The 12547-nt window shown below is 33.3% G+C and carries 8 protein-coding genes and 6 tRNA genes; 2 read left to right on the top strand and 12 right to left on the bottom strand.

The window, feature by feature from the left end; genetic code table 11:
• From KKG99_16465 to rpsU, 9 genes are all read right to left on the bottom strand, one after another.
• A tRNA-Trp gene (locus tag KKG99_16465) sits at positions 1–73 on the bottom strand.
• A gap of 79 nt (positions 74–152) precedes the next feature.
• Positions 153–1340 (bottom strand): elongation factor Tu, encoded by a 1188-nt coding sequence (tuf, locus tag KKG99_16460; protein MBU1014588.1) that lies wholly within the window; start codon positions 1338–1340, stop codon positions 153–155.
• A gap of 59 nt (positions 1341–1399) precedes the next feature.
• Positions 1400–1471, bottom strand: a tRNA-Thr gene (locus KKG99_16455).
• A gap of 5 nt (positions 1472–1476) precedes the next feature.
• Positions 1477–1549, bottom strand: a tRNA-Gly gene (locus KKG99_16450).
• A 50-nt stretch (positions 1550–1599) separates the two neighbouring features.
• Positions 1600–1681 (bottom strand) — tRNA-Tyr (locus KKG99_16445).
• A gap of 29 nt (positions 1682–1710) precedes the next feature.
• Positions 1711–1783: transfer RNA gene (locus tag KKG99_16440), tRNA-Thr, on the bottom strand.
• A gap of 196 nt (positions 1784–1979) precedes the next feature.
• On the bottom strand, positions 1980–2276 hold the full coding sequence (gene raiA / locus KKG99_16435) for a ribosome-associated translation inhibitor RaiA (protein ID MBU1014587.1): 297 nt from the start codon (positions 2274–2276) through the stop codon (positions 1980–1982).
• A 16-nt stretch (positions 2277–2292) separates the two neighbouring features.
• Positions 2293–3168, bottom strand: coding sequence for a tyrosine-type recombinase/integrase (locus tag KKG99_16430; GenBank protein MBU1014586.1), 876 nt, complete (start codon positions 3166–3168; stop codon positions 2293–2295).
• 92 nt (positions 3169–3260) lie between these two features.
• Positions 3261–3455, bottom strand: a complete 195-nt coding sequence (rpsU, locus tag KKG99_16425) for a 30S ribosomal protein S21 (GenBank protein ID MBU1014585.1) — start codon at positions 3453–3455, stop codon at positions 3261–3263.
• Positions 3456–3674: 219 nt separating this feature from the next.
• Here rpsU and KKG99_16420 point away from each other — a divergent pair.
• Together KKG99_16420 and KKG99_16415 are read left to right on the top strand one after the other, a co-directional pair.
• Positions 3675–3749: transfer RNA gene (locus KKG99_16420), tRNA-Val, on the top strand.
• A gap of 400 nt (positions 3750–4149) precedes the next feature.
• Positions 4150–5610: a hypothetical protein gene (locus KKG99_16415; GenBank protein MBU1014584.1), complete on the top strand. Its 1461-nt coding sequence runs from the start codon at positions 4150–4152 to the stop codon at positions 5608–5610.
• Positions 5611–5770: 160 nt separating this feature from the next.
• Here the strand turns inward: KKG99_16415 and KKG99_16410 are convergent, their stop codons facing one another.
• The 3 genes from KKG99_16410 to KKG99_16400 form a co-directional block, all read right to left on the bottom strand.
• A complete protein-coding gene (locus KKG99_16410; protein MBU1014583.1) occupies positions 5771–7654 on the bottom strand; it encodes a tetratricopeptide repeat protein in 1884 nt (627 codons plus the stop codon).
• A gap of 1062 nt (positions 7655–8716) precedes the next feature.
• Positions 8717–11770 carry a T9SS type A sorting domain-containing protein gene (locus KKG99_16405; GenBank protein ID MBU1014582.1) on the bottom strand — a complete coding sequence of 1018 codons (3054 nt, stop codon included), beginning with the start codon at positions 11768–11770 and terminating at the stop codon, positions 8717–8719.
• Between the two features lie 11 nt (positions 11771–11781).
• Positions 11782–12216, bottom strand: coding sequence for a hypothetical protein (locus KKG99_16400; GenBank protein MBU1014581.1), 435 nt, complete (start codon positions 12214–12216; stop codon positions 11782–11784).
• Positions 12217–12547: the final 331 nt, after the last annotated feature.

Here is a 12547-nt window from a genome sequence, read left to right as displayed (position 1 = left end):
CACGGGTGGTAGGATTTGAACCCACAACCAATGGTTTTGGAGACCACTACTCTACCAATTGAGCTACACCCGTTTATTTAAACATGTTTTTATATGACAGATAAAGGTAACTGCCTAAAGCAGAATACCTTTATCTGTCAATATAGTTTTTATTAACTAATGATTTCAGTTACCTGACCAGCTCCAACAGTTCTGCCACCTTCACGGATAGCGAAACGAAGACCTTGGTGCATTGCAATTTCTGAAATTAATTGTACATTAATAGTTAAGTTGTCACCTGGCATAACCATTTCAACTCCTTCAGGAAGCATAATTTCACCAGTAACGTCGGTAGTTCTGAAATAGAATTGTGGACGATATTTGTTGTGAAATGGAGTATGACGACCACCTTCTTCTTTTTTCAGGATGTAAACCTCTGCTTTGAAATGTTTGTGAGGAGTTACAGTACCGGTTTTGGCAATAACCATACCTCTTGTAATCTCATCTTTGTCAATTCCTCTTAAAAGTAAACCGGCATTGTCACCAGCTTCACCTCTATCAAGAATTTTTCTGAACATTTCAACTCCGGTAACAACTGATTTTAATTTCTCAGCACCCATACCAATGATATCAACTGCATCACCGGTATTTATGATACCTGATTCAATTCTTCCTGTAGCAACTGTTCCTCGACCAGTAATTGAGAATACATCCTCAACCGGCATTAAGAATGGTTTGTCAATATCACGTGGAGGCAATGGAATCCATGTATCACAAGCTTCCATCAATTCCATAACTTTTGCAACCCATTTTTCTTCACCATTCAATGCACCTAATGCTGAACCTTGAATAACTGGAGTGTTTTCACCATCAAATTTATAGAAAGTCAAAAGATCCCTGATTTCCATGTCAACAAGTTCGAGAAGCTCTTCATCGTCAACCATGTCAACTTTATTCATGAAAACAACCAATTTAGGCACGCCAACCTGACGGGCTAAAAGGATATGTTCACGTGTTTGAGGCATTGGACCGTCAGTAGCGGCAACAACAAGGATAGCACCGTCCATTTGGGCAGCCCCTGTAACCATGTTTTTAACGTAATCCGCGTGACCCGGACAGTCAACGTGTGCATAATGTCTGTTGTAAGTAGAATACTCAACATGTGCAGTGTTGATAGTGATCCCTCTTTCTCTTTCTTCAGGAGCGTTATCAATTGAATCAAAGGATTTAAATTCGGCTAACCCTAAAGCTTGTAGATTGAGTGTAATCGCAGCAGTCAACGTAGTTTTACCGTGGTCAACGTGACCAATGGTTCCAATGTTAACATGCGGTTTCGCGCGATCAAATTTTTCTTTGGCCATAACAAAAGTGTTTAAATTATGTTTTAAAATATGATTTAATATTAATATTTTCGATTTAGAGCCAATGACGAGAGTTGAACTCGTGACCCCTTCCTTACCAAGGAAGTGCTCTACCACTGAGCTACATCGGCTTTTGAGCGGGAGACGGGGCTCGAACCCGCCACCTAAAGCTTGGAAGGCTTTCGCTCTACCAAATGAGCTACTCCCGCAATTTTTGAGCCTAAAAGTCTGATTAATGCTCGATTCACTAAAATTGTTGTGGGGAGAGGAGGATTCGAACCTCCGAAGGCTGCGCCAACAGATTTACAGTCTGCCCCATTTGACCGCTCTGGAATCTCCCCAACGATTATTATTCAATTTTTTTGAATTGAGCCGATAGACGGGCTCGAACCGCCGACCGGCTGATTACAAATCAGCTGCTCTACCAACTGAGCTATATCGGCCTTTATTCGTATTTAGAATTATTAATATATTCGTTTACAGGCAACTATATTAACTCCTTCAATTAACTCAATATTAGCAGATTAATCAATGCTCATTAAACAAAAAACAGACCTCTTCTTAAAAAGGTCTGCAAAAATACATATTAAAAATTAATAAACAAAGAATTTATATATTTTTTGTTCAACTTATGATTTTTTAATTTTTTAGTTTTTCTTTGTGTTTTTTTAGTTGTTTTTTTAAGGCGTCAATTGCAAGATCAGTCGCTTCTTCAAAACTTTTACTCTGTTTCTTTGCAAAAATATCATTGCCTTTAATCAATAATCTGATTTCTATAATTTTATTATCAGGATTATCCGTGTTGGCAAGCTTTAACATAACATCGCTTCCGATCAGATCAGTATGAATTGTCGCTAGTTTGTTAAGCTTTTCTGTAATAAATAAATCCAATTTTTTGTCTGTCTTAAAATGTACCGAATTGATGCTTACTTTCATAATTCATCTCCTTTCTTTAAGCCTTTGGATGGGCATGATTATATATTGATTTCAGTTTCTCGATCGTGTTATGCGTATATACTTGTGTAGCAGATAAATTGGCATGACCGAGGATTTCTTTTATTGCATTTAAATCAGCACCGCTGTTTAACATGTGAGTAGCAAATGTATGTCGCAATATGTGTGGGCTTTTTTTGTTTATAGTAGTTACTTTACTAAGGTAAGTATTTACAAGGCGATATACAAATTTCTCATAGAGTTTCTCACCTTTATTGGTAACGAAAAAATAAGTACTGTCTGGGTATTCTTTTTTAAGAGATTCAGTATAATCCAATAAATTAAAATTGAACTCAGAACTTAAGGGTACCAAACGCTCTTTGTTTCTTTTCCCAAATATTTTTATCGTTTTGGTAGTGAAATTGATGTCGGATATTTTAATGTTTATCAGCTCATTTAACCTCATTCCGGTGGAATAAAACAGCTCAATTATTATCTTATCACGCGAAGCTGAATAGCCTTTGCCAAAATCAATTTCATCAAGTAATAAATCTATAGAGTCTTGATCAATAAAAACAGGAAGCCGTTTTGATGATTTTGGTGCTATTATTTTCTGCATAGGATTTTTTTCTATAAGACCCTCTTTTAACAGAAATTTGAAATAGCTTTTTAAAGTTGAAAGCTTGCGGTTAACAGAACGTGTTGATATCGAGGTTTCTATTAAAAGAACTATCCATGATCGGATAATATGATGGTTAATTTCTTTAGTGTCATTAATATCGTAATGAACATCAAGATACTGATAGAACTGATCCAGGTCAGTTTGGTAGGCTTTTATCGTATGCGTTGAGAATCTTTTCTCAAACTGTATATATTGTATGAATTTCTCAGTCAATACTTAAAATAAAAAAGAAACATCTGTTTCAAAGTTACAACATAAACAACCTGAAACAAATATTTCTTTTATTTTATTCTTGATCCGAAGGATTATCCTTCCTCGTTTTGCCTAAGTTGTTGAATATAAATCGCTTTTAATCGTTGCTCTCTATTTACAATTGATGGCTTAGTGAATTTTTGTCTTTCACGTAATTCTTTAACAACACCGGTTTTTTCAAATTTACGTTTGTATTTTTTTAAAACCCTGTCAATATTTTCGCCTTCTTTTACAGGAATAATAATCATTTTTTACCTCTTTCTTTTAAAATTAATTTTTTTAGGGAGTGCAAAAATAGATATTAGTTTTAAATTAAGCAAATACATTATATAAAATGATAAAAATTAATTGAAAGTTTTATATTTTTGCGCAGATTTTGGGTCGTTAGCTCAGTTGCCTGCCTGCCGCAGGCAGGGTTTAGAGCGTCCCGATTTTAAGCAGGGAGATCCTGAATTCATAAATCCTTAGGGTCGTTAGCTCAGTTGGTTTAGAGCGCATGCTTGACAGGCATGAGGTCACAGGTTCGAATCCCGTACGACCCACCGAAGTTTATATCTCCGTTATATCACTTAAAAAATGGCAGTAAGAAGCGCGCCGAACCGATAATTTTTATATAGAAAAGCTAAAGAATATTTTCCGGAATAGTAACTTTTTGATATTGATCAAATTGCAATTTTGTAGAAGTTAAATTTTTTTACATTTAAAAGCCTTATATTTATTTGAATATTTAATTTTACAGAATATGGAATAGAAATATTTATAAAATGATAGATGGGTTATCAATAAATATCTTGACTAAATTGAATCAGAAGCATTCTGTTATATTTGTAGTTACAAGATATTCTTAATATAGAGATAAAATTTTAAGTAGGATTATCGAGTTTTTGCAAATAATTTAATAAAACATGTAGGTTTTAAAGGTAAAAATCAAATATGAGATCAATGAAAATTACTAAAGTTGATCAGCAACAAAATATTCTTAGTAAAAGTTATAATATTAAGGGAGCAAGTTTAACCAATCCGCAAAAATGGATACTTATTTTGGTTCTTTTCTTGCTGTATTTTTATTATTTCATCAGCTCTTCCGGTATTAATTCAAGCAATGATAGCGGACATATGGCTTTGGCTAGTTCTATCTACCATGATCATCAATTATCAGTTGAAAAATATTGGATGGTATTAATTTTCCCGCCAGACTATGCCGTTAAAGATGGGAAACTATACTCTGATAGATTGCCTGGAAATGCATTCAGCATAATTCCATTTCTCGCTTATGCAGATTTTATCAAATTAATCATTCCTGAAAAATTAGCCAATAACCCTAATTTCGATATCATTACATCAACCCTATTACCCAACATATGTGGAGTGATTGGATTGCTTCTGCTCTTTTTAATATGTTTTAAAATATTTTTATTTAGATTTTGGACCTGTCTGATTGTTATGATTATCGCAGGTATTGCCACCCTAAACCACCTTGAAAGTATCCACTTGTTTTCGCATGCTCCTTCAATGATGAGCGTAACACTGGCAGTAACCTTGGCTTTATTCAGCAAAAATTCAAAGCATTGGAAATTATACCTTTACGCGATTTCGGCTGTGTTAGGGTATGCTACAATTGTAGAATTGCAAAATATACTATTTTTTATACCTCTCTTTTTTTATGTGATAACTATAAATCAATACGCTATCTTTAAAAACTTCAAGTCTACCATAAAAATGGTAATAATTTGCAGCTTTATAATGGGCTTATTTATTGGTCTGTTGCTTTTCTATAATTATTCAGCGTTTGGCGAACTTATATTGAAAAGCAATAAGTACAACCCTTTCTTCAAAGAAGAATTATCATTTTTCACCTCTCTATCCGGCAATTTTTTTAGTGGGATTGATAATTTATTTACAAGTTTTAATAACATCCATTCATATATAAATTGGTCGTTGGGAACAGAAAATAATACCCCGGGTCTTTTGGTTTCAAATCCGGTATTCATTTTTTCAATTTTGGGTTTTATTCCATTCTTTAAACACCATAAAAAGGAATCTCTATTATTCTTATCACTGATTATTATCTCTGTGCTTATCGCATCTTTTCATGTCACAACTCTTGTGAGACACATTTTTACGGTTCATATGCTGCTTTTTATGCCATTTATATTTTTCCTGAATTGGATTAGTTATTTACCTCAAAAAAGAAAAATCATCTGGTTTACTATCGTAGTTGTCATTATAATATTGAGTTTTATCAGAGAAGTATATATATGTAACCATTATTTTGGGAGAGCTTTTCATTTTGGTGAATTCCCTTATTTGAAAAACATTCATATATTCCTCATATTAAACATTCCACTACTTTTGGCTAGTTTACTTTTCAAACTTTTTATTAAACGTTTTTCAAGAATATAGTATGTAATATAACATTTTTTGATGGCTTTTTACAGCGTTAAAACCCGCATTAGAGTTTAGATAACTCAGTATTCACCATCTAAGATAAGAGATTGTGCCAGCCTGAATCAATAATATTTAAAAATATTATTGATAATTTCCTGATCAGGTTTTACATAAATTACTTCTCAGTCTGAGTATTGAGTTTAATTTTGGAAACCATCTCTAAGGCACTGATAGCCTTTTCATATCGTGGGTTTAATTGAATAGCCTTTTCATAGTCTTGAATAGCTAAATCATATTTTTTCAAATTCGTATAAGCAATACCCCTATTATAATAAGCACTTTCATTTTTTGGATCTAAAAGAATACTCTTATTAAAGTTCATTATAGCAGAATCGTAGCTCCCTGCCATTAAATTTGTGAAACCTAAATGGTTGTATAAAACTGTATTTCCTCCTCCCATCACAATTACACGATTATAATCCTGAATAGCATTTTCGTATCTCTTTAGTTGAATATAAGTTTCGGCTCTTTTGATAAAAAAATCTTTATCATTACTTTGATCAAAGCTGATGGCAAGATTTAAATTAAGAATTGCCTCATCATATTTATTGAGTTCAATATAGATAAGACCCTTGTTATAATATGGATGAGAAAAGTTTGAGTCTAATTCGATAGATTTTTGAAAATCAATAAGTGCTTCATCATACTGTTTCTGTCCAAAATAATACACGCCTCTATTATTCCACGAATAAGAATTTTGAGGTACTATTCTGATACCGTTGCTCCATAATGTAAGATCGTTTTTCCAAACAGGTATTTGCAGCCAGGTAACCATTGATAGACCAACTAAACATATAGAAGATATCAAAAAAAAATATTTTTTATTAAAACTCATTTGTTCCAGAAAAGAGGATAAGATGAGTGCCATACCAAACATGGAAATATATATATAACGGTCGGCAACATTTGACCATACCTGAAAATCAAACCTAATTAAACCAGATACCGTCAAAAGACCAAATACAAATAAAACTGCACCTAGGATAATTAATTGGTATTTCTTTCGAAACTTATACATAAGTGCACCTAACCCTAACAACAATAACCAGGATGAGTAAAACCACCATTTTCCCTCTAGATAAATCATGGTACGGCCATAAGACGCAGCATAATCGAAGGGGACGAAAATTTTTTTCAAATAGAAAAGTAAAGAATCACTAAAAACAAAGGGCCTTATCCATAATGGATAAGGATGAGTTGCAGTATTTCCTTGTTCTAGCATTGTAACAATAGTGATGACCAAAACAGGCAATAAATATGGTAAAATTCGAATAAGTAGTTTTTTTAGCGGAGTGTGATATAAATAGTATTCTAAAATTGGAGCAAAAAAGAGTATAACCACCATAGAAGGTTTGCTTAACAATGCAGCAACAAATAGTAACCAACCATAAATATAATATCGTAGGGATAACTTTAAATCATGATCATTGTATTTGTAATAACACCCTTTTAGGTATTGGTACAAGGCTGAAAACCCGAAAGTAAACGATAGTAAGCCACGAAATTCTGAAATCCAAGCAACGGTTTCTATCTGAATGGGATGTAATAAAAAGAAGAGTGCACCAATCAATGCATACCAAGAATTTTTAATAAATTGTCTTAATAAAGTAAATACCAATAATCCATTAATAATATGTAATAAGATATTGACAAGATGAAATAGATGGGTGGAATCAGGGGTTTGATTAAGTAAAAGAGATAACTCCTTAATGAAAGCCCATAAAGTATAGCTTACCGGAATATATAATCCCCAATGTACTTCTTTCCAGAAATGGGATAGGTTCTCAAAATTAACGGGATTAAGATATTGATTGGTGATTAAATGATGAATATCATCCCAAACAAATTCGTAATTGATTGTTCGATAATATAAAACAATAGGAACAGCGCATAAGAAAAATAAAATAATGCCATTTTTAGAAATATCGAATACATTGGTAAACAGAACAAATTTGGGTTCGTTCAGATTTTGATATTCACTTCCATCCTTCTGTTTCAATCTAAAAGTTTTTATCATTATAATTAATACCTATATGGAGTCATATCCTATACTTATGCTAAAAAATGATTTAAGGTGCTGATATATAACGTAAAACATCTTTTAAGTATTTGAGAAATAGAATGAGTTATATATTGTATCTGTTTGCATTATCTTCTTCCAACTTGAAAATCAAATATATTAAAAATGTTAATATTTTTGGCTTCCTAAGAATAAATCATTTTCAATTAAGAATTTATAAGCCTTTTGATTGCCATATAGAAGTAGGTAAGGAACTGAAAAACACTCTTTTCATGTGAATCCCTTATTCTTTTAGATTTCTTTCCCGCTTGCTGCGGGATTGAAATGACATTAAAGTCAAGTGAAACCATTTATTTAATCGTCTGATACCATTATTATAAGATACTGGTAAATTAGGTTAATTGTAGGCTCTTATTTATTTTGTTACTAATACGACTAAAACAATATACATTTTGAAAATCCTCCAAGTTACCCCTTAAATTTAAAAATGATCTATTTGTAAATAATTTTAGGAGAAGGTAATTTTTTATTAACATGTTTACTTCTGTCAGAGTATTCAAAAATTCCATAGGGAAATTTATGATATTTTTAGAAAACTTCAAATTAATGCGACTTGTTTTTACTTATGACATTATTAAAGGTTTTTTTTCCTCAATCTCCATTTTTTTTTGATAGAGTCAAATATATTTTACGAGATTATATTAATATTTATGGAGGACAAGAATTCTTTATCAGAAAGTGTTTGATCAGAACGTCCCGACTGCAAGTCGGGTAGGTCACAGGTTCGAATCCCGTAAGCCCCACCAGAGTTCAATTATGAGCCTCCCCGGCAAGTTCGGAGAAAGGTCATCTCATAGAACTTCTAAAAATCCCATAGGTCTTGTTGCTTCAATAGATAGATTTTAAAGTGCAATAACAATTATTAAACAATCTTTAGCAGTATTATTTAAACTTGTAAATTACATTAATGTGGTTCAAAAAAAAGCACCCCATTAATGGTATTTAATGGGGTGCTCAGATTAATCAGAAATCAAATAAATTTTATTTGAGTAAAATGATCTTATTTGAGTACTGTATTTCTTTCGTTTTTAAAATATAAATGTACATACCGGGGGGTACAAGTATACCTTTATTGTCATCTGCCTCCCAAACAACTGTATGATTCCCTGCCTGTTTTACTTCAGAAACCAATGTTTTGATTAGTTGTCCGGACATACTGTATATTGCCAGATTAGCATACTCATTGTTTTCTAAACTAAAAGAAATTGTAGTAGTACTTTTAAATGGATTAGGAGTATTTTGCATCATAGTGGTTGCTAAAGCAGCATTTGCTTGAACCCTTGCAGCACCCGAAAAAACCCAATATGCAGGTCCATCATCTATTGCAGTGTATCTTCCTCTGGCATTAACTGTAATTAACATGTTTTTTTCAGTTTTATTACCACTCGCATCTTCAGCCTCAATATAAACTGTGTAAACGCGTCCGTTTCCTCTGGTTGAGCTTTCCGCACGTACTTCAATTTCCTGCCCGTCACCAGGAATTACAATATCATTCACTGTACTGCCGTCGTCGTTACCTCGAGCGTCATCAGGCTCATCACTTGAAGCTTTGGTAATAGCCCAAGTCAGATTTCCAGAGCATGCATCTGCATTGTCGGTTACAAGATCAACAAGTTGACGAATATCATATTTTACATAATGACCATCTACCCTCTGTATTGCAATTGGCCCAACCAGTGTAAGTTGAGGATTTGTAATGTCCCGAACTGTTACAAACGCCGTTCTGGTGTTTACATTTCCATTTACATCTCTTACTGTTAGGATTACTGGGTTTAAACCAATATTTGAACAATTAAAATTGGTTTTTGATAGTTCAATAGATTCAATTCCGCAATTATCATAAGATCCATTATCTATCATAGCAGCAGTAACTGAAGCAGCTCCATTTCCATCCAGGTTTACTGTTACATTTCTGGTACGTACTGTTGGAATTATATTGTCGACAACTTTAACGATTGCTTCTGCTGTTAAAACATAAGCACTATTGTCTGTTACTGTTAAAATAACCACGTTTTCTCCAATATCTGAGCAGGTAAAATTCGTTTTACTCAGAGTCATCGTTGCAATTCCATTACAACTAAATGATCCATTGTTAACCAATGCGGCAGTGGTTGAACCATTTCCCGCAGCATCTAAATAAACGATAACATTCTGAGCAATTACCGTTAAAGGTTCTTGAACAGTTACTGTCCAGGTTCCTGTTGAAACTTCAAAATTAGTATTGCAGGCACCATCGTGTGCATAACGACGATATGAAGTGGTTTCTGTTAACCCTGCCGGAGGATCATAAGTCGCATTTGTTGCTCCACCGATTACTGATCCCGCTGTAGCAAAACCATCAGTTGATGATTCCCATTTATAAGTTATTGTTCCATTACCACCACTGGCAGCAATTGAATTTCCAATTACGGATGGGTTGCCGCTTCCATAGCAAATAGCTTCACCGGTAGTTAAAATTGCTCCCGGAGTGAAATCATTACGCACAGTTACATCAAATGTTACTGTAGTTTGGTGAATAACTCCATTTTTTAAGGATGGTGGAGCAGGACTATATTCGCTATCGTTTATACCAATGGTTATCGTACACGTTCCACTTGCACCTGTCTTGGGGGTAATCGAAATAGATCGACTGGCACCGGTACCGGTTATGCTTATTCCACTGTTTTCCACAATATTAGTGTTAGAAGATGTACCTGTAACAGTAAAGGTTTCATCTCCCGGATATTCATCTGTAATGTTTAATGCGAGACCTGTTATAGCTGTATTAAAACAAGTAGTTTGATCAGCGATCAATGAACCTACAGGTGCATCATTTTCTAATGTACAAGTATTTGTTTTCTTAATTACCGAAAACTCAGAAACTGGAGTACCATATTCAGTAACTGTGTATATGTCGTAGCATGTATTAATTGTTAAGCCAGTAAAACAAATTGTAGTATCAACATTTTCGGTAATAACATAACTGGTATCTATTAAAACTGTGGCACCCGTATAATCAACACCTGCTTTTATTTGCTCTGCCGTAGGAGCCGTTGATCCATCAGGAACCACAATAGTGTAAGCAGTTCCTGATTGATGATACGAGTAATTATAATCAAAAGAAGTATATGATACATTAGTAGCAGCAGCAGCAACAGCCGCTATTATATCATTTATTTCTGCTAAAGATCCTGCTGCATAATACCAGGTGAATTCATCGCTTTCTTCAGCTGACAGGTCATTAAGCCTAACAAACATAGCATAGGATCCATCATTGTCATGGGTTATTTGGCTGGTGGCCGGATTTTGATTGGTAGAATTGGTAAAACTACAGCACCAATTTATCGATGTCTGGACCCTGTCAGAATTGCTATAAAACATAGCAGCTTCGTTACCCGAATAAATTAGAATTGATTTTGCCTGATCAGCAGCATTAGATATCATTTCAAATGCACCATTAACTAAATTCCCTCTTTCTTTAGTTGGGCCATCATCAGTCCCAACCCAATCATCACGGGTACCTACCCAAACCCTAACATTTGATGCATTTACGCCACTTTTATTTGTTAATTTAGTTTTTATGGAGATATAAGCTTCTGTTTGTAATAAAGTATAAGTATTTTCTGCTAAAAACTCTGACCCTCCTATGGTTATGTCTCCTCTGGTTATAATAGTACCATATCCTGCACCTGTGCCGGCATCTGTCACAGTAAAACCGCTATAGTCAATCACTTGATTGACCATGGTCGGGTTGTTTATCATATCTCCATTAGTATTCCATTCACTGGTTCCGTCACCACCAACTCCCCATCTAATATCTAAAGGATAACTAGAGTAAGTAAGCTTATACCATGTAAAATTACTCCCGTTATAATACCATGGTTGTAATAAGTTCCCATACTCATTTATTGAGTACTGCCATCCATTTCCAATTCTAATTCGTCCGTTGTTAAAATGTTGAAGTGGACCTACAGCCACTGCTGCTTTGAATGTGAAAATGATTAAAGCAAAAAGAAATGTTAGCTTAAGACTTTTGTTTATAATTCGTTGTGTCATGATATTTTTTTTTAGATGGTATAATTAATCACTTTCCAATCCAAATCTTTTTTTTCAAAATGAATGGTCACTGGAATTATATGTTCTTCATTATCGAGGTTGTACGTTAAATAATATGTTGTAACAACTTTATCAACTTCAATGTTTAATGTAAAAAAATCGAAGTAGGGCTTGTTTTGTACCAGTTGGTCTTTGGAAATTAAAGAAACACTTTTACCATCGATTTTAAGGTTTGGTGAAAATTGAAATTCAACTCCATGGTCAAGTATTAAGTATTCCATGATTTGTTCTTTAACCATCGTTGGAATTTTTTCCAATAAAGGTGGAAAGGTTAAACAACTCTCAATAATCTTATCTTCAGTATTTATTCTTTGCTGTGCAAAAAGACTATTTGCTGAAAAAAGAATTAAGGTTGTAAAAACAATTAGAAAGTAAAAATTTTTCATATGAGATCGCTTTTTATTATGTATGTATTATTATTTTAAAGATTTAAATGGTTAATATTTAAGTATATTTTTTCTGGTTTAAAAGCCTAAGAGTTATGTAATGTATTGACTTGTATTGCATTACATATATAGGTGTTTTATCTTCTGCATTCATATAAACAATACATCCTACTAATAAATAGGATTAAATGCGAATATAGTAATATAATTTATAAAAATAAAAGGTTTTTTTTAGTTTTTTTAACAAAAAAATACAGATCAATCAATGTGTTAAAAATCCTATTTTAAGCAACATATGAATAATTTGTCAACAATTTTAGAATTATCTTTT

The sequence above is a fragment of the Bacteroidota bacterium genome (genome assembly GCA_018816945.1).
Classification (GTDB): domain Bacteria; phylum Bacteroidota; class Bacteroidia; order Bacteroidales.
This window is presented reverse-complemented; position numbering and strand designations above follow the sequence as displayed.